Origin of the sequence: Pseudaeromonas aegiceratis (genome assembly GCF_046254905.1) — a bacterium.
GTDB classification, from domain to species: domain Bacteria; phylum Pseudomonadota; class Gammaproteobacteria; order Enterobacterales; family Aeromonadaceae; genus Pseudaeromonas; species Pseudaeromonas aegiceratis.
Genome location: NZ_CP158016.1, coordinates 805,001 through 823,990 on the forward strand (window position 1 = coordinate 805,001; position 18,990 = coordinate 823,990).

Annotated in this window: 13 protein-coding genes, 1 tRNA gene, 3 rRNA genes and 1 riboswitch; of the genes, 16 read left to right on the forward strand and 1 reads right to left on the reverse strand. The window is 62.5% G+C overall.

What is annotated here, in order from left to right; translation table 11 throughout:
• Positions 1-195: 195 nt before the first annotated feature.
• From ABHF91_RS04035 to ABHF91_RS04070, 8 genes are all read left to right on the forward strand, one after another.
• Positions 196-3,084, forward strand: a 23S ribosomal RNA gene (locus ABHF91_RS04035).
• A 146-nt stretch (positions 3,085-3,230) separates the two neighbouring features.
• A 5S ribosomal RNA gene (gene rrf, locus ABHF91_RS04040) occupies positions 3,231-3,345 on the forward strand.
• A gap of 46 nt (positions 3,346-3,391) precedes the next feature.
• Positions 3,392-3,467, forward strand: a tRNA-Thr gene (locus tag ABHF91_RS04045).
• A gap of 8 nt (positions 3,468-3,475) precedes the next feature.
• A 5S ribosomal RNA gene (gene rrf, locus ABHF91_RS04050) occupies positions 3,476-3,590 on the forward strand.
• Between the two features lie 223 nt (positions 3,591-3,813).
• Positions 3,814-4,281 (forward strand): pullulanase, encoded by a 468-nt coding sequence (locus tag ABHF91_RS04055; protein WP_409422186.1) that lies wholly within the window; start codon positions 3,814-3,816, stop codon positions 4,279-4,281.
• 250 nt (positions 4,282-4,531) lie between these two features.
• Complete coding sequence (locus ABHF91_RS04060) at positions 4,532-7,150, forward strand: molybdopterin-dependent oxidoreductase (RefSeq protein WP_409422187.1); 2,619 nt, start codon at positions 4,532-4,534, stop codon at positions 7,148-7,150.
• A gap of 10 nt (positions 7,151-7,160) precedes the next feature.
• Positions 7,161-7,922, forward strand: coding sequence for a uroporphyrinogen-III C-methyltransferase (cobA, locus tag ABHF91_RS04065; protein ID WP_409422188.1), 762 nt, complete (start codon positions 7,161-7,163; stop codon positions 7,920-7,922).
• A 23-nt stretch (positions 7,923-7,945) separates the two neighbouring features.
• Positions 7,946-8,515, forward strand: a complete 570-nt coding sequence (locus ABHF91_RS04070; RefSeq protein WP_409422189.1) for an ANTAR domain-containing response regulator — start codon at positions 7,946-7,948, stop codon at positions 8,513-8,515.
• A gap of 30 nt (positions 8,516-8,545) precedes the next feature.
• Here ABHF91_RS04070 and bluB read toward each other — a convergent pair whose 3' ends face one another.
• Complete coding sequence (bluB, locus tag ABHF91_RS04075; protein ID WP_409422190.1) at positions 8,546-9,283, reverse strand: 5,6-dimethylbenzimidazole synthase; 738 nt, start codon at positions 9,281-9,283, stop codon at positions 8,546-8,548.
• A gap of 342 nt (positions 9,284-9,625) precedes the next feature.
• Between bluB and ABHF91_RS04080 the strand changes: the two genes are divergently transcribed.
• From ABHF91_RS04080 to moaA, 8 genes are all read left to right on the forward strand, one after another.
• Entirely contained in the window at positions 9,626-10,987 is a 1,362-nt protein-coding gene (locus ABHF91_RS04080; RefSeq protein WP_409422191.1) for a CmpA/NrtA family ABC transporter substrate-binding protein, read from the forward strand.
• A gap of 21 nt (positions 10,988-11,008) precedes the next feature.
• A complete protein-coding gene (locus ABHF91_RS04085; protein WP_409422192.1) occupies positions 11,009-11,986 on the forward strand; it encodes an ABC transporter permease in 978 nt (325 codons plus the stop codon).
• Positions 11,987-12,006: 20 nt separating this feature from the next.
• Positions 12,007-12,834, forward strand: a complete 828-nt coding sequence (locus ABHF91_RS04090) for an ABC transporter ATP-binding protein (protein WP_345013880.1) — start codon at positions 12,007-12,009, stop codon at positions 12,832-12,834.
• Positions 12,835-12,852: 18 nt separating this feature from the next.
• Positions 12,853-15,372, forward strand: coding sequence for a nitrite reductase large subunit NirB (gene nirB, locus ABHF91_RS04095; RefSeq protein WP_409422193.1), 2,520 nt, complete (start codon positions 12,853-12,855; stop codon positions 15,370-15,372).
• Positions 15,369-15,704 (forward strand): nitrite reductase small subunit NirD, encoded by a 336-nt coding sequence (gene nirD, locus ABHF91_RS04100; protein WP_409422194.1) that lies wholly within the window; start codon positions 15,369-15,371, stop codon positions 15,702-15,704. The genes nirB and nirD overlap by 4 nt, the downstream gene beginning before the upstream one ends.
• A gap of 66 nt (positions 15,705-15,770) precedes the next feature.
• The gene (gene glp / locus ABHF91_RS04105; protein ID WP_409422195.1) at positions 15,771-17,033 is read left to right on the forward strand and encodes a gephyrin-like molybdotransferase Glp; all 1,263 of its coding nucleotides are present in this window, start codon (positions 15,771-15,773) and stop codon (positions 17,031-17,033) included.
• Positions 17,030-17,821 (forward strand): molybdopterin-synthase adenylyltransferase MoeB, encoded by a 792-nt coding sequence (gene moeB / locus ABHF91_RS04110; protein WP_409422196.1) that lies wholly within the window; start codon positions 17,030-17,032, stop codon positions 17,819-17,821. Before glp ends, moeB begins: the two co-directional genes overlap by 4 nt.
• Positions 17,816-17,955, forward strand: a riboswitch (molybdenum cofactor riboswitch). It overlaps the preceding gene by 6 nt.
• Positions 17,944-18,990, forward strand: coding sequence for a GTP 3',8-cyclase MoaA (gene moaA, locus ABHF91_RS04115; RefSeq protein ID WP_409422197.1), 1,047 nt, complete (start codon positions 17,944-17,946; stop codon positions 18,988-18,990). Its footprint overlaps the riboswitch before it by 12 nt.

Genomic DNA, 18,990 nt, shown 5'->3' on the forward strand with positions numbered 1-18,990 from the left:
AACGCAAACTCATATCCTGAAAAATCAGGCTATCGGTTTGATTTCTTAATGAAATCTGCTCTTTAACAATCTGGAAAGCTGATTCAAAAGTTCTAAATACTGTTACAAGTGTCTTGGAACTTCTTGGCGAAAACAAAGTTGTAACACAGTCCTTGTGTGCGACGTCGAGAGTCGAAAGACTTCTTGGGGTTGTATGGTTAAGCGACTAAGCGTACACGGTGGATGCCTAGGCAGTCAGAGGCGATGAAGGACGTGCTAACCTGCGAAAAGGGTTGGTGAGCTGGTAAGAAGCGTTATAGCCAACCATGTCCGAATGGGGAAACCCACTGAGTTTACTCAGTATCGCAACATGAATACATAGTGTTGCGAGGCGAACCGGGAGAAGTGAAACATCTCAGTACCCCGAGGAAAAGAAATCAACCGAGATTCCCTCAGTAGCGGCGAGCGAACGGGGAGCAGCCCTTAAGCGTTGATGGAGTTAGTGGAACGGTCCTGGAAAGGCCGACGATACAGGGTGATAGTCCCGTACACGAAAGCGACATCAGCGTGAAAACGAGTAGGGCGGGACACGTGATATCCTGTCTGAACATGGGGGGACCATCCTCCAAGGCTAAATACTACTGACTGACCGATAGTGAACCAGTACCGTGAGGGAAAGGCGAAAAGAACCCCTGTGAGGGGAGTGAAATAGAACCTGAAACCGTGTACGTACAAGCAGTGGGAGCCTCCTTGTGGGGTGACTGCGTACCTTTTGTATAATGGGTCAGCGAGTTACTTTCAGTGGCGAGGTTAACCGAATAGGGGAGCCGTAGGGAAACCGAGTCTTAACTGGGCGACTAGTCGCTGGGAGTAGACCCGAAACCGGGTGATCTAGCCATGGGCAGGTTGAAGGTGCCGTAACAGGTACTGGAGGACCGAACCCACTAACGTTGCAAAGTTAGGGGATGACTTGTGGCTAGGGGTGAAAGGCCAATCAAACTCGGTGATAGCTGGTTCTCCCCGAAAGCTATTTAGGTAGCGCCTCGGACGAATACTACTGGGGGTAGAGCACTGTTTGGACTAGGGGGTCATCCCGACTTACCAACTCCATGCAAACTCCGAATACCAGTAAGTACTATCCGGGAGACACACGGCGGGTGCTAACGTCCGTCGTGAAGAGGGAAACAACCCAGACCGCCGGCTAAGGTCCCAAAGTTCTGGTTAAGTGGGAAACGATGTGGGAAGGCTCAGACAGCTAGGATGTTGGCTTAGAAGCAGCCATCATTTAAAGAAAGCGTAATAGCTCACTAGTCGAGTCGGCCTGCGCGGAAGATGTAACGGGGCTCAAACCAGGCACCGAAGCCGCGGATTCAATCAATAGATTGAGTGGTAGGGGAGCGTTCTGTAAGTCTGCGAAGGTGTGTCGTAAGGCATGCTGGAGATATCAGAAGTGCGAATGCTGACGTAAGTAACGATAAAGGGGGTGAAAAGCCTCCTCGCCGGAAGACCAAGGGTTCCTGTCCAACGTTAATCGGGGCAGGGTGAGTCGGCCCCTAAGGCGAGGCTGAAAAGCGTAGTCGATGGGAAGCGGGTTAATATTCCCGTACTGGCTGTAACTGCGATGGGGGGACGGAGAAGGCTAAGCAAGCCAGGCGTTGGTTGTCCTGGTGAAAGGCGGTAGGCAGTGTATCCAGGCAAATCCGGAGACACAATGTCGAGACCCGAGACGAACCATCTACGGATGGGAAGTTGCTGATGCCACGCTTCCAGGAAAAGCCTCTAAGCTTCAGGTTACAGACAACCGTACCCCAAACCGACACAGGTGGTCGGGTAGAGAATACCAAGGCGCTTGAGAGAACTCGGGTGAAGGAACTAGGCAAAATAGTACCGTAACTTCGGGAGAAGGTACGCTGTTGTTGGTGAAGTGACTTGCTCACAGAGCTGATGGCAGCCGCAGTGACCAGGTGGCTGGGACTGTTTAACAAAAACACAGCACTCTGCAAACACGAAAGTGGACGTATAGGGTGTGACACCTGCCCGGTGCCGGAAGGTTAATTGATGGGGTTAGCGCAAGCGAAGCTCTTGATCGAAGCCCCGGTAAACGGCGGCCGTAACTATAACGGTCCTAAGGTAGCGAAATTCCTTGTCGGGTAAGTTCCGACCTGCACGAATGGTGTAACCATGGCCACGCTGTCTCCACCCGAGACTCAGTGAAATCGAAATCGCTGTGAAGATGCAGTGTACCCGCGGCTAGACGGAAAGACCCCGTGAACCTTTACTACAGCTTGACACTGAACATTGAACCTACTTGTGTAGGATAGGTGGGAGGCTTAGAAGCGATGACGCTAGTTGTCGTGGAGCCGACCTTGAAATACCACCCTGGTATGTTTGATGTTCTAACTTGGCCCCGTTATCCGGGGTGAGGACAGTGTCTGGTGGGTAGTTTGACTGGGGCGGTCTCCTCCCAAAGAGTAACGGAGGAGCACGAAGGTTGGCTAATCCTGGTCGGACATCAGGAGGTTAGTGCAATGGCATAAGCCAGCTTAACTGCGAGACGGACAGGTCGAGCAGGTGCGAAAGCAGGTCATAGTGATCCGGTGGTTCTGAATGGAAGGGCCATCGCTCAACGGATAAAAGGTACTCCGGGGATAACAGGCTGATACCGCCCAAGAGTTCATATCGACGGCGGTGTTTGGCACCTCGATGTCGGCTCATCACATCCTGGGGCTGAAGTTGGTCCCAAGGGTATGGCTGTTCGCCATTTAAAGTGGTACGCGAGCTGGGTTCAGAACGTCGTGAGACAGTTCGGTCCCTATCTGCCGTGGGCGTTGGATGATTGAAGGGAGTTGCTCCTAGTACGAGAGGACCGGAGTGAACGAACCTCTGGTGTTCGGGTTGTCATGCCAATGGCACTGCCCGGTAGCTAAGTTCGGAATCGATAACCGCTGAAAGCATCTAAGCGGGAAGCGAGCCCTGAGATGAGTCATCCCTGAGGTCTTGAACCTCCTAAAGGGCCGTCGAAGACTACGACGTTGATAGGTGGGGTGTGGAAGCGCAGTGATGCGTGGAGCTAACCCATACTAATTACCCGTGAGGCTTAACCATACAACACCCAAGAGGTCTTAGACCTTGTAGCAGTGTTAGTAGAACAGAATTCAGCTTTTCGGATTATTCGGTTCGTCCTGAACCTCACCCTATCGGGCCAGCCTACGGCTGTTTCGATTTGTTCCGGACAAATCGATAAGAATTTGCTTGGCGGCAATAGCGCAGTGGACCCACCTGTTCCCATGCCGAACACAGAAGTGAAACGCTGTAGCGCCGATGGTAGTGTGGCATTCGCCATGTGAGAGTAGGACACCGCCAGGCACCCAATTTTGATACCGGACGCTCCGGATATCGCGCCAGATTGCGTGCTGATATGGCTCAGTTGGTAGAGCGCACCCTTGGTAAGGGTGAGGTCCCCAGTTCGACTCTGGGTATCAGCACCACGAATATGTTTGATGGCCTTAGCGCAGTGGCCCCACCTGTTCCCATGCCGAACACAGAAGTGAAACGCTGTAGCGCCGATGGTAGTGTGGCATTCGCCATGTGAGAGTAGGACACCGTCAAACACCCCATTAAAAACCCCGGCTTTGGTCGGGGTTTTGCTTTTTATTTTTAGGGGAAATGAGTCATAAGTGGATCCCGATCCCAGGCTAATTCGACGGTAACTTTCTGTATCAAAGATTGTGAAGTCGGCAGGTTTTTCCTTCGAATAGTTTTGTTTTAATGAGCGCCGTAGGGTTGAGTAGACCCTCTCCCTTATCACATAACTACTTTAGCGAAGGAACGATCATGTTTAAGAAATTTCTGACTTCTATGTTTGCAGTGGGCGCGCTGGTTCTGGCTGGTTGTGCCTCCAATGGTGACAGCGCTGCTGCCGGTGGTGCTACTGCTGGTGCCGGTGGTGCCGATGTATTTGGCAAGCCCATCTACCTGCGCGGTGAAATGAATGATTGGGCTGCCAAGCCCGAGTTCCTGGTTCAAAAGGTTGAAGACGGCGTGTACATGGCCAAGGCTGAGCTGAAGGTCGATTACGCTCCCTACAAGTTCAAGTTCGCTGACTCCGCTTGGACTCCGGGCACCAACTTTGGTTACGTTGAAGCCCCCGGCGTATTCGAGCTGAACGGTGAGCCGGTTGTGCTGAACCCCAACTCCAAGTTCGAAGAAGTGAAGATCACTCCGGATGCCGATGGCATGTTCGAATTCTATCTGGACGTACGTGGCGAGAAGCCGGTTACCTACGTTAAGCCTGCCAAGTAATTTCCTGGTTTGCTAAAGAAACGCCCGTCATTCGACGGGCGTTTTGTTTTGGTGCCTATCCTGTTTTTGGTGCGCCAGATTAGGGAGACAATCGGACAGGTGGTTGCTGAACCACTGAATTTCTCATTATTTTTCGTGGCATAAGAAATGCTTTCTGAGAAACCATCAAAGATATAGTCAAGATGCATCTACGGACACAGGCGTCCACCCGCTCGGCGGGTTGGGCGCCTTTTGCTATTGGGGGGCCAGGATGAGCCAAACGACGCACACCACATGTGCCTACTGCGGAGTAGGCTGCGGTATCACCATTCAGGACGGCACTGTCCTGACCGGCAATTCGGAGCATCCGGCCAACAAGGGCGCCTTGTGCATCAAGGGCAGCTCCCTGCTGGAGACCATGGCCTACCCAAGGCGCTTGTTGTACCCGCGACTAGACGGTCGTCACCTTGGCTGGGATGTAGCGTTGGACGAGATTGCTTCGCGCTTTAATCAGATCATCGCCGAGTCGGGCCCCGAGGCCATCGGCTTTTATGTCTCAGGCCAGCTGCTGACCGAGGATTACTATGTGGCCAACAAGCTGATGAAGGGCTTCATTGGCGGGGCCAACATAGATACCAACTCCCGCCTGTGCATGTCGTCGGCTGTGATGGCTCACACCCGCGCCTTTGGCGAGGACGTGGTACCTGGCTGTTATGAGGATCTGGAGCAGTGCGATCTGCTGGTGCTGGTGGGGGCCAATACCGCCTGGACACATCCGGTCATCTTTAGGCGTATCCAGCAGGCCCGGGCCAAGCGGCCACAGATGAAACTGGTGGTGGTGGACCCCCGCAAGACCATGAGCGCCGAGCAGGCGGACCTGCATCTTGGCTTGTTGCCGGGCACGGACGTCTGGCTGTTCAACGGTCTGTGCCGTTATCTGTTTGAAGTGGGCAAGGTGGATGAGGCCTATGTCCGGGCTCATGTCCAGGGGCTGGCTGAGCTGACCACCTTGCTGGATGATCCTGCCTATGAACTGGCGACCATCGCCCAAACCTGCGGCCTCAACCCGACTGATCTGCAGGCCTTCTACCGCTGGTTTGCTGAGCGCCCCCGCACCGTGACCCTGTTCTGCCAGGGGGTCAACCAGTCCAACCAGGGGACCGACAAGGGCAACAGCATCATCAATGCCCATCTGCTCACCGGCCGGGTAGGCAAACCCGGCGCATCGCCTTTTTCCATGACCGGCCAACCCAATGCCATGGGTGGCCGCGAAGTCGGTGGCTTGGCGACCCAGCTGGCGGCTCATATGGGCTTTAACGCGGCCGATTGCGAGCGGGTGCAGCGCTTCTGGGGTTCGCCACGGATCGCCACCCGTCCCGGTCACAAGGCAGTTGAGTTGTTTGAGGCGGTGCGTAAGGGCGAGGTGCGGGCCCTGTGGGTCATCGCCACCAACCCCGCCATCTCGCTGCCGGACTCCGCCCGGGTGCGCGAGGCGCTGGCCAACTGCGAGTTCCTGATCGTCTCCGAGATGACGGACAACACGGACACCGCCAAATTCGCCCACCTGTTGCTGCCTGCCGCCGGCTGGGGGGAGCGGGAGGGGACCGTCACCAACTCGGAGCGCTGCATCAGCCGGCAACGGGCCTTCACCGCCCCGCCCGGTGAGGCCCGGCCCGATTGGTGGGCCCTGGCCGAGGTGGGCAAGCGCATGGGCTTCGCCGAGGCATTCGATTATCCCAATACCCACGCCATCTGGTCCGAGTTTGCCGCCCTGACCGCCTTTGAGAATGACGGACTGCGTCAGCTGAACTTGGGCGGCCTGGCCCGGCTGAGTGCCGAGGCGTATGACGAACTGGCGCCGCAGCAATGGCCCGTGCCGACCGGTCAGACGAGCGATAGTCGCCGCCTGTTTGCCAATGGTCATTTCTCCACGCCGGATGGCAAGGCGCGGCTCATCCCCACAGTGCCGCAGGCGCCTGTGCTTGAGCGGGAAGAGGGCTGGCTGCTCAACACCGGCCGCCTGCGGGATCAGTGGCACACCATGACCCGCACCGGTCATCTGCCCCGGCTGATGGAGGCAGAGCCCTATCCGCGTGTTACGGTCAATCACCATACCCTGCTGCAATCTGGCCTGGAGGCCGGCCAGCTGGTGCATCTTAGGTCGCCACGGGGCGAGGTGCTGGCGCGGCTGGAGCGCGACGATGCCCTGGCGGACAACGAGGCCTTCATGCCCATGCACTGGAGTGACAGCTTCACCGCGGCCGGCGGGGTGAACCGTCTGGTGGCACCGGTGACGGATCCTGTCTCCGGCCAGCCTCAGTTCAAGCAGACCCGGGTGCTGGCCACCCCCTTCAATGCGCGCTGGCAGGGGGTCTGGGTGGGAGTCCATGAGCCTGAGTGGTCCTTCGTGCCCCGGTGGTGGAGTCGGCGGCCGGTGGACGGTGGCGAGTGTCGCCTGCTGGCCGATGACGCCTGCAGCCGGGAGGCGCTGTGGCAGGTGCTGGCCCGTAAGGGTCACTGGCTGCGGTTGCCCCTCAAGGGGGATGGTTGGGTGGCGGTGCTGCTCAAGCAGGGGCGGATCCACGGTCTGCTGCTGGCGGGCGACAGCCAATGGCAGGTCAATACCAGCCTGCTGGCCGGTCTGCTCAAGGTGCCTTTATCCGCCAGCACCCTGTCGGCCACCATAGAGCAGGCCCTGGCAGGGGACAGTCGCATGGTCTGTTCCTGTTTCCGGGTCAGCGAGAAGCAGATCCGTGAGGCCATTGAGCAGCAGGGGATCCATGAACTGTCTGGGCTGCAAGCCAGTCTCAAGTGCGGCACCAATTGCGGTACCTGCGTGGGCGAGCTGGAGAAGCTGCTCATCAGCTGTCGTGTCAGTTACGCCGAATAAGGAGAGTGCCATGGATGGATTTGTTGCCTTGGTAGGGGCGGGGCCCGGGGATGCGGAGCTGCTGACGGTGAAGGCGTTGCGCCGGCTGCAACAGGCCGAGGTGGTGGTGTTTGATCGCCTGGTAGGGGAGGAGATTTTGGCGCTCATTCCTGCCTCGGCGGAGCAGTTTGATGTGGGCAAGCGCTGTGGTGCCCCCAGCCTGAGTCAGGGGGCCATCAACCGGCTGCTGGTGCAGCAGGCCCTGCGGGGCAAGCGGGTGGTGCGGCTCAAGGGTGGTGATCCCTTCGTCTTTGGCCGGGGTGGCGAGGAGGCCCTGAGTCTGGCCGAGGCCGGCATCCCCTATGAGGTGGTGCCGGGGATCACGGCGGCCTTGGGTTGCGGGGCGGCGACCCAGATCCCCCTGACCCACAGAGGACTGGCCCGCTCCGTGACCCTGGTGACTGGCCATCTGCAGGATGGCAGTTGCTTTGCCCCCTGGCAGGCGCTGGTCAAGGGCGGCGGAACCTTGGTATTTTACATGGGCCTGGAGCAGGCCGCGCGGATCGAGCAGGGATTGTTGGCTGCCGGTGCCGCGCCGGACTTGCCGGTGGCCCTGGTGGTGGCCGGCACCAGCGCCCGCCAGCAGGTGATCACCAGCTGTCTGTCTGCCTTGTCGCAGCAGGCGCTGGCCCTCAAGGGGCAAAGCCCGGTGTTGATGATACTGGGGGAGGTGGTGATGCTGCGTGAGCAACTGCAGCGCCTGGCTGTGCAAAGCTGGCGCCGTGTCGCCTGAGCCCCGCTGACCATGGAGCGGTCATGAGCTTTTCCCGCATTCTGTTTTTTGCCGACGAGCTGGCCCAGGCCAACCGTCTGGCCCTGCTGCTGAGCCGTTACGGCCACGAGCCTGTGCCCCTGGCGGCGCGGGACCCCTGGTCACAGGCGGAGGGGGCCGACGGTCTGATGCTGGACTGCAAGCGGCTCACCGCCGAGTGGCGCCTGCTGGCCACCACCCTGGCGGAGCGCGGTCTGCCTGTGGTGCTGTTTGCCGACGCCTTGCCCGATCACCTACAGCAGCAGCTGTTGGCCGCCGGCGTGACCCTGGTGCCCCACAAGCTGGGGGACAAGGAACCCGTCGAAGCCTGGATCAAGCTGGCCCGCACCCAGCAGGGGGCCCGCGCCCAGCAGCAGCAGCGGATGGCGGCGCTGGAGCAGAAACTGGCGGAGCGCAAGTGGGTTGAGCGGGCCAAGGGGGTGCTGATGAAGCAGCACGGCCTGGACGAGGAGGCTGCCTACCAGGCCCTGCGCTCGGCGGCCATGCAGCACAGTCTGAGCCTGGGGGAGTTGGCCCGCCGCCTGCTGGCCAAGCAGGAACAGGATGCCGATTGAACCAGTGCTCATCCTTCGTTTAACGGCGCCTTAGGGCGCCGTTGTCGTCTTGGCCGGCGGGGTGGGCTCCATTTCATCCAAGGCGGTTTGCAAAGGCCCCTGGGCCAGGGGGGCGTCCCAGCGATCCTGGTGGATTAGGCTCTCCAGCGGCAGGCGCTGGCGCCAGCCCAGGGTCTGCAGCTCGGGCTGCGGCAAGAACTCGCTGACATAACCCAGGCAGAGGTAGGCCAGGGGGTAGACCTGCTCCGGTAGGCCCAGCAACTGCGCCAGCCGGTCGTTATCCAAGATGCTCACCCAGCCCACGCCTATGCCTTCGGCCCGGGCGGCCAGCCAGAGGTTCTGTACCGCGAGACAGGCGCTGAACAAGTCCATCTCCAAGATGCTGGTGCGTCCCAGCACATTCGGGCCGCCCCGGCTGCGATCGCAGGTGATGCACAGGTTCAGTGGGCTGTCGAGAATGCCTTCGAGCTTGAGCCGGCGGTACTGCTGTTCGCGTCCCTCGGCGGCAAACCGGCTGGCGGCGGCGCTGTTGGCCTCGTCAAACAGCTCCTTCACCGCCTGTCGGGTAGTTCGATCCTCAATGAGGATAAAATCCCAGGGCTGCATGAAACCCACGGAGGGGGCGTGGTGGGCGGCGTGCAGCAGCCGGGCCAGCACCTCAGGAGGAATGGCATCGGGCAGGAACTGGGCGCGCACGTCCCGCCGCTCGTAGATGGCGCGGTACAGGCCGGCCTGCTGCTCGGGGGTGAAGGGGGTGTTGGGGTGCATGGGACTTACCTGGGGTGTCGAGGGGACTTCACCATAGCCATGGCGAGGGGCCGGGGTCAACGGCGGTGCGCCAGCCGGAGCGCCAGACTTGGTGCGACCGCCCATAACTGGTGCAGTCTTGGGTACACCAATGGTATCAAAGGGGTTTGATTGAGTCCAAAGATGGCTTTATTTTCTATGTTTTTGGCTCCGGCAGGGTTTGGCATAGAACCTGAATAGTGATTGAGCGAATGGGGTTTGCGGCCAACGGCGGTCCATCCCCACCAAGATGACGAATTTCGGCAAAGACGCCTTGTGAGACCTCTGGTCCACAAGGCGTTTTTCGTTTCAGGGAGAAGAAACATGAAGCACACCCAGCGCCTGCTCACCGCCACCCTCGCCACCATGCTGCTCAGCCAAGCCGTCCAGGCCAAGGTGGGCGAGCCGGAGAAGGAAGATCTCAAGTTCGGTTTCATCAAGCTGACCGACATGGCGCCTTTGGCGGTGGCCTATGAGAAGGGCTACTTCGAGGACGAAGGCCTGTACGTGACCCTGGAAGCCCAGGCCAACTGGAAGGTACTGCTGGATCGGGTCATCGACGGCGAGCTGGATGGCGCCCACATGCTGGCCGGCCAGCCCCTGGGGGCCACCATCGGCATCGGCACCCAGGCCGAGGTCATCACCGCCTTCAGCATGGATCTCAACGGCAACGCCATTACCGTGTCCAACTCCATCTGGGAACAGATGAAGCCCAATGTGCCCAAGGGCGCCGACGGCAAGCCGGTGCATCCCATCAAGGCCGATGCCCTGGCCCCCGTGGTCAAGCAGTACAAGGAGCAGGGCAAGCCCTTCAACATGGGCATGGTGTTCCCGGTTTCCACCCACAACTACGAGCTGCGCTACTGGCTGGCAGCCGGTGGCCTCAACCCCGGCTACTATGCCCCCAAGAAGGGGGATAACGCCGGTCAGTTGCAGGCCGATGTGCTGCTCTCCGTGACGCCGCCGCCCCAGATGCCCGCCACCCTGGAAGCCGGCACCATCTATGGCTACTGCGTGGGTGAGCCCTGGAACCAGGCCGCCGTGTTCAAGGGCATAGGTGTGCCCGTGGTGACCGACCAGGGGGTCTGGCACAGCAACCCGGAGAAGGTGTTCGGCGTCTCCAAGGCCTGGGCCGAGAAGTACCCCAACACCCATATCCACGTGGTGAAGGCGCTGATCCGCGCCGCCTACTGGCTGGATGAGAACAACAACGCTCACCGCGCCGAGGCGGTGAAGCTGCTGGCCAAGCCCAACTACGTGGGGGCGGACGAGCAGGTGATTGCCAACTCCATGACCGGCTTCTTCGAGTTCGAGAAGGGGGACAAGCGTCCGGCGCCGGACTTCAACGTCTTCTTCCGCGAGCACGCCACCTATCCCTACTACTCGGACGCCATCTGGTATCTGACCCAGATGCGCCGCTGGGGCCAGATCCCCGAGGGCAAGCCGGACAGCTGGTACATGGACATCGCCAAGCAGGTCTATCGTCCGGACATCTACCGTCAGGCGGCCGAGGAGTTGATCGCCGAGGGCAAGCTGAAGGCCAGCGACTTCCCGGACTTTGCCAGCGAGACGGGCTTCAAGGCGCCGGACAACCACTTCATCGACGGCGTCACCTACGACGGCCACAAGCCCAATGACTACCTCAAGCAGTTCCCCATCGGCCTCAAGGGCGATGAGCAGCCTTAAGCGGCGGACAGGAGATCTCCCATGCAAGCAATCTTGAAATCCTTCGGTGGCGCCCTGGGCGCCACCCGCAAGCTGGCGCTGCCCTGGCGCGGTCTGTTCCTGCCCCTGCTGGGGATCCTGGCCTTCCTCTGCCTGTGGCAGATGGGCGCCAGCCAGGTGCAGACCAGCCTGGGCACCCTGCCGGGACCGGCGGCCACCGCCCAGCAGTTTGTCGTCCTGTATCAGGAGCATGTGCAGGAGCAGGAGAAGGCCGACGCCTTCTATGCCCGCCAGGAGGCCCGCAATGCCAAGAAGCTGGCGGCGGATCCCCAGGCCCAGGTGAAGATCCGCCCCTATACCGGCCGACCCACTTTCTTCCAGCAGATCGGCACCAGCCTGGTGACGGTGGCTACCGGCTTTGTCATCGCCGTGCTGATTGCCATTCCGGCCGGCATAGTGCTGGGGCTGAACCATAGCCTCTATCAGGCGGTGAACCCGATAGTGCAGATCTTGAAACCCGTCTCGCCCCTGGCCTGGCTGCCCCTGGTGACCATGGTGGTGAGTGCCCTGTATGCCAGTGACGATCCGCTCCTGTCCAAGAGCTTCATCAACTCGGCCTTCACCGTCACCCTGTGCAGCCTGTGGCCGACCCTGCTCAACACCACGGTCGGGGTGGCCAACATAGATCCGGATCTGCGCAACGTCAGCCGGGTGCTCAAGCTCGACCCCCTGACCCATGTGCGCAAGATAGTGCTGCCCTCGGCGGTGCCCATGATCTTCACCGGCCTGCGCCTGTCGCTGGGGGTGGCCTGGATGGTGTTGATCGCCGCCGAGATGCTGGCGCAGAACCCCGGGCTGGGCAAGTTCGTCTGGGACGAGTTCCAGAACGGCAGCAGCCAGTCCCTGGCCCGCATCATGGTGGCCGTGGTGACAATCGGCCTTATCGGTTTCCTGCTGGACCGCGGCATGCTGCAACTGCAGAAGTGGCTGTCCTGGGACAAGCGCAGCGATCTGCGCTAAGACGAGACAAGGAGCGTCAAATGACTAGCAACTACCTGGAATTGAGTGACGTGGGCATGCGCTTTGCCACCCCCAAGGGGTGGTTCGATGCCCTGGTAAACGTCAACCTGAAGATTGCCAAGGGTGAGTTCATCTCCCTCATAGGTCACTCCGGTTGCGGCAAGAGTACCGTGCTGAACCTGGTGGCCGGCCTTAACGATCCCACCGCCGGCGGCATCATACTCGACGGCCGCGAGGTGGCAGGCCCCGGCCCGGAGCGCTCCGTGGTGTTCCAGAACCACGCCCTGCTGCCCTGGCTCTCCGTCTACCAGAACGTGGAGCTGGCGGTACGCCAGGTCATGAAGGGGGCCGGCAAGGCGCAGATCGACGAGCAGGTGCGCTACTACCTCTCACTGGTGCAGATGGATCACGCCCTGGACAAGAAGCCCCATGAGATCTCCGGTGGCATGAAGCAGCGGGTGGGTATCGCCCGAGCCCTGAGCCTGCAACCCAAGGTGCTGCTGATGGACGAGCCCTTCGGCGCCCTGGATGCCCTGACCCGGGCTCACCTGCAGGATGCCCTGATGGAGATCCAGGCCGAGCTGCACAACACCGTCATCATGATCACCCATGACGTGGACGAGGCGGTGCTGCTCTCCGACCGTATCGTCATGATGACCAATGGCCCGGCCGCCACCATAGGCGAGATCCTCGACATCACTCTGCCTCGGCCCCGGGATCGGGTGGCCCTGGCGGACAACCCCGACTACCACCACCTGCGTCAGCAGGTGCTGAGCTTCCTCTACGAGAAGCACAGCAAGGTGACCCGGCTCAAGAGCAAGGCCGACAGCAAGGCCGCTGTGGCGTAAGCAAAGAGGGATATGCAGATGAACAAACAACGACTGGTGGTGGTGGGCAACGGCATGGTAGGCCACCACTTCATCGAGCAGCTGGTGAAGGCCGGCGGACTGGAGCGTTATCAGGTGACCGTGCTGGGGGCCGAGCCCGACAGCGCCTACGACCGGGTGCACCTGTCCGAGGTGTTCGGTGGTCGGGCGCCCAAGGAGCTGCAGATGGCCGACCCGGACTGGTATGCCCAGCAGGGGGTGGATCTCATTCTCTCCTCCGCCGTGGTGGGGCTGGACACAGGCGCCCGTCGGGTGACCACGCTGCATGACGAGGTCTACGAGTACGACAAACTGGTGCTGGCCACCGGCTCCTATCCCTTCGTGCCGCCCATCCCGGGCCATGAGCGGGATGGCTGCTACGTCTACCGCACCCTGTCGGATCTGGAAGCCATCCGCGATGCCTGCGCCGGTGGCCGCACCGGTGTGGTGGTGGGCGGCGGCCTGCTGGGGCTGGAGGCCGCCAACGCCCTGCGGCTGCTGGGGCTGGAGACCCACGTCATCGAGTTTGCTCCGCGCCTGATGCCGGTGCAGCTGGATCCGGTGGGCGGCGAGCTGCTCAAGGAGAAGATCGAGCGCCTGGGGGTCCGGGTGCATGCCGATACCGCCACCGACTGCATCGTCGACGGCGAGACGGCCCGCCACCGCATGGTGTTCAAGGGCGGCCACTACCTGGAGACGGACGTCATCCTGTTCTCCGCCGGCATCCGGCCGGAGGATCGCCTGGCCCGTACCGCCGGCCTGGCGGTGGGTGAGCGCGGAGGCATCGTCATCGACGATCATTGCTGCACCAGCGCGGCGGATGTGCTGGCCATCGGCGAGTGCGCCCTCTGGTCCGGCCGCATCTTCGGTCTGGTGGCCCCTGGCTATCAGATGGCCCGGGCCGCGGTGGCCAATCTGCTGGACGGCGACGAGACCTTCGGCGGCGCCGACATGAGCACCAAGCTCAAGCTGATGGGGGTGGATGTGGGCGCCATCGGTGACTCCCACGCCCAGGCTCCGGGTGCCCGGGAGGTCTTGACCCTGGATCGGCAGACCGGCATCTACAAGAAGCTGGTGATTGACGAAACCGGTGAGCGGCTGCTGGGGGCCATCCTGGTGGGGGACAACGCCGAATACGACACCCTGCTGCAGTATTACCTCAACGGCGTGACGCTGCCGGAGTCGCCGCTGGATCTCATCCTGGGCGAGCGGGCCGAGGCCGGGGCGCCCAAGCTGACCCTGCCGGACAGCGCCACCATCTGCTCCTGCCACAACGTCACCAAGGGCGATATCGTCGCGGCGGTGAAGGCGGGCAACCATACCCTGGCGGACGTCAAAGCCTGCACCAAGGCCGGTACCGGCTGTGGTGGCTGCTCCAACCTGGTCAAGCAGGTGGTGGACACCACGCTGCTGGAGCTGGGCATGGAGGCCAACAACCATGTCTGCGAGCACTTCGCCCACACCCGGCAGGAGCTGTTCCACATCATCAAGATCGAGGAGCTCAAGACCTTCGAGCAGGTGCTGCACCAGCACGGCCAGGGGCGCGGCTGCGAGCTGTGCAAGCCGATGGTGGGTTCCATCCTGGCCTCCTTGTGGAACGAGCCGGTGCTGGCGCCCCAGCACAGACCCCTGCAGGACACCAACGATGCCTACCTGGGCAACCTGCAAAAAGACGGTACCTATTCGGTGGTGCCGCGCATCCCCGGCGGGGAGATCACCCCGGATGGCCTGATCGTCCTCGGCCAGGTGGCCAAGAAGTACGATCTCTACACCAAGATCACCGGCGGCCAGCGGGTTGACCTGTTCGGTGCCCGCATGGATCAGCTGCCCGGTATCTGGGAGGAGCTGATCGCTGCGGGTTTTGAGACCGGCCAGGCCTATGGCAAGTCGGTGCGCACCGTCAAGTCCTGTGTTGGCTCCACTTGGTGCCGCTACGGGGTCAAGGATTCGGTGGGCATGGCCATCGCCATCGAGAACCGCTACAAGGGGATGCGCGCCCCTCACAAGCTCAAGTTTGCCGTCTCCGGCTGCACCCGGGAGTGTGCCGAGGCCCAGAGCAAGGACATAGGCGTCATTGCCACCGACAAGGGCTGGAACCTCTATGTCTGCGGCAACGGCGGCATGCGGCCGCGCCACGCCGATCTGTTTGCCACGGATCTCACCGACGAGCAGCTGATCCGCTACATCGACCGGGTCTTGATGTTCTACGTGCGGACCGCCGATCGCCTGCAGCGCACCTCGGTATGGATGGAGAACCTGGAGGGCGGTCTGGAGTACCTCAAGGCGGTGGTGATCGAGGACCGCCTGGGGCTGGGGGCCGAACTGGAAGCCCAGATGGCCCATCTGGTGGTCACCTTCGAATGCGAGTGGAAGAATGCGGTAGAGGATCCCGCCAAGCGGGCCCGCTTCGCCCCCTTCATCAACAGCGATCAGGCCTATCAACCGGCGCGCCAATGGGTGCGTGGTCAGGCCATCCCCGTCGATGACGTCGAACCGATTGATATCAAGGAGCTGGTATGAGCTGGACCAAAGTCTGTGAACTGCACCAACTGACCCCTGGTACCGGCGTGGCCGCCCTGGTGGGCGGCCAGCAGGTGGCCCTCTTCTATGTGCCCGAGCAGGCCCCCGGCCTGTTCGCCCTGGACAACTGGGATCCCTGTGGCAAGGCCTTTGTCCTCAGTCGCGGTCTCATCGCCGATCTGCAGGGGGAGGCCTGGGTGGCCTCGCCCCTGTATAAGCAGCACTTCAATCTCAGCGATGGCCGCTGTCTGGAGGAGGCGGGCACCGCCGTGCGCAGCTGGCCGGTGCGTCTTGACGGGACTAGCGTCTATATAGCGCCACCGGCGGATTGAGGCGGATTGAGTTTGCCCGCCGTTGCGGGCACCATGGCTGCCAGCCCAACGCAACAGGACGTTAACATGAGTGGTTGTGACATCTCCGGCGCCCTGAGCCTGCTTGAGGCCCAGGCGCACTTGACCGAGGCACTCAGCACGGCGGTGGCGGTGGAAACCCTGCCGCTGGCCGAGGCCCAGGGCCGGGTGCTGGCCGAGCCGGTGACGGCCGGTTTGCCGCTGCCGGGCTTCGATAACGCCGCCATGGATGGCTATGCCGTGCGCCTGACGGACTTGCTCACCACCGACACCCTGACCCTGGCGGGCAAGGCCTTCGCCGGGGCGCCCTTTATCGGGGATTGGCCTGCGGGCAGCTGCGTGCGCATCATGACAGGTGCGCCCGTGCCCGAGGGCGCCGAGGCGGTGGTGATGCAGGAGGAGGTGCAGATCCTGGCCGATGGCCGGCTGCGCTTCACGCCGGCGACCATCCGGCCCGGGCAACATATTCGCCGTCAGGGGGAAGACGTGGCGGCCGGCAGTGTCGTGCTCGCGGCGGGCCTGCGTCTGGGGGCCCAGCAGCTGCCGCTCTTGGCGGCGCTCAATGTGGCCCAGGTGCAGGTCCGTCGCCCCCTCAAGGTGGCGTTTTTCAGTAGCGGCGATGAGCTCAGATCCTTGGGTGAGCCCCTGGGGCCGGGGCAGATCGTCGACTCCAACCGCTATGCCATCGCCTGCCTGCTGGAGAGCCTGGGCTGCGAGGTGCTGGATCTGGGCATCATCCCCGATGACCCGGCGGCCCTGCGGTCGGCCTTCTTGCAGGCCGACCGGCAGGCCGATGCCCTCATCACCTCCGGCGGCGTCTCCGTGGGGGAGGCCGACTACACCAAGGAGCTCTTGAGCGAGCTGGGGGAGGTGGCCTTCTGGAAGGTGGCCATCAAGCCCGGCAAGCCCTTCGCCTTCGGCCGGCTGACCCGTGGGACGCGGGGCATCCCCTTCTTCGGCCTGCCGGGCAATCCCGTCTCGGCCCTGGTGACCTTCTTGCTGCTGGTGCGCCCGGCCTTGGCCTGCCTGATGGGCTGGCAGCTGCCGCCGCCGCGCTGGCTGCCAGCGTTGACCCAGGCGCCCCTGCGCCTCACCCCGGGGCGGCAGGACTTTCAGCGAGGTTGCCTCTTCGTGGATGAGGACGGCGCCCTGCGGGTCGCCAGCGCCGGGGGACAGGGCTCGGCCATGCTCATGAGCCTGGCCGCCGCGGATTGTCTGGTGCGACTGGATCCACCTGCCGCCGGCGCCTCCCGCGAGCTGCCCGCCGGCCGCCGGGTCTGGGTTTGGCCCTTTGCCGAGGCCGGACTATGACCTTTAAACACGACACCACGCAGCGCCTGCCGTTAAGCGATCAGCAGCTGCTGCGCTATCATCGCCAGATCAGCCTCAAGGGGGTGGATATCGACGGTCAGGCCCAGCTGGCCGCCGCCCACGTGCTGGTGGTGGGGCTGGGGGGCTTGGGCTGCGCCGCCGCCCAATATCTGGCCCTGGCGGGGGTGGGGCGGCTGAGTCTGGTGGATGGCGATCGGGTGGAGCTGACCAATCTGCAGCGCCAGGTGCTGCATGAGGCGGCGCGCCTGGGTCAGCCCAAGGTGCAGTCTGCCGCTGCGGCCATTGCGCGGCTCAATCCCGACTGCCAGGTGAACGCCATCGCCGCCATGGCGACGGCCGAGAACCTGACCGACTGGCTGGCAGAGGTGGATCTGGTGCTGGACTGCACCGACAACCGTGCCAGCCGCAATCTCATCAATGCCGCCTGCCATGGGGCCCGGGTGCCGCTCGTTAGCGGTGCCGCCATCCGGTTGGAGGGGCAGGTGAGCGTCTTCACCTGGGGCGAAAATGAGCCCTGTTACGCCTGCCTGAGCCGGCTGTTCGGCGAGCAGGAACTCAGCTGTGTGGAGGCCGGCGTGCTGGCCCCCGTGGTGGGACTGGTGGGCAGCCTGCAGGCCATGGAGGCCTTGAAACTCTTGTTGCGCCTGGGGCAGCCGCTGAGTGGCCGCCTGCTGCTTATCGACGGCCTGACTGGCCAGTTTGAAACCCTGGCGTTGCCGCGCCATCCCGGCTGCCCCTGTTGCGGCCAGGCACCCGCGGCCGCCTGAACATGAACCCGAGCCTGGGGACCTAACCGCCGGATGCGCAGGGTCCCCAGGCCGAGCCGACCGAGCGTCGGCGAGGGTGGTCCGGGAAACGGGGCCGCCTCCCGCATTTGGAAAGGGTGACTATGTGGCAATTGAATCAATCGCTTGACGGTGGCCAGGGGGCCGCCGTGCCGGCGCCATCGGCAACGGGCCTGCAGGATCGCTTCGCCCGCCGTTTCGGTTACCTGCGCCTGTCGCTGACCGAGGTGTGCAACTTTCGTTGCAGCTACTGCCTGCCCGAGGGGTATCGGCCTGCCGATGGCAAACGGCCTGGCTTTCTGGGCCGCGATGAGCTGTTGCGGGTGGCTCGGGCCTTCGTGGCACTGGGCACCACCAAGATCCGGCTGACCGGCGGCGAGCCTTCCCTGCGCCGGGATCTGACGGAGATCATCGCGGATCTGACCGCGCTGCCCCAGGCGCCGCGCCTGGCCCTCACCACCAACGGCTACCGGCTCCAGGCCCAGGCCGCCGATTGGCGTCAGGCCGGCCTCGCCCAGCTCAACGTCAGCATCGACAGCCTGGATCCCCGGGAGTTTGCCCTCATCACAGGCGACAGCCGGCTGCCGCAGATCCTCGACGGCCTGGAGGCCGCCTGGGCGGCGGGCTTTGGCACCATCAAGGTCAATACGGTACTGCTCAAGGGGCTCAACGATCATGCCCTGGGCAACTTTTTAGCCTGGATCCGCGACAAGCCCATCCAGCTGCGCTTCATCGAGCTGATGCAGACCGGCCAGCGCCAGGCCTACTTTGACCGCCACCATCTGGACGGCACCGCCCTGCTGGCCAGCCTGCTCAACCAGGGCTGGCAGCCGGTGCCCCGCGGTGTGGACGACGGCCCGGCCCAGGTGTTGCGTCACCCCGACTATGTGGGCGAGCTGGGCTTCATCCTGCCCTACAGCCCGGACTTTTGTGCCAGCTGCAACCGGCTGCGGGTCTCCGCCAGCGGCCAGCTGCACCTGTGCCTGTTCGGCGATGGCGGCATCGACCTGCGGGATCTGCTGCAGGCTGACGAACAGCAAACAGCCCTGATGCGCCGGCTGCAACAGGCGTTGCAGCACAAGGCCCTGGCCCACCGCCTGCATCAGGGCAATGCCGGGGTGCGGGAGCACCTGGCCTCCATCGGCGGCTAG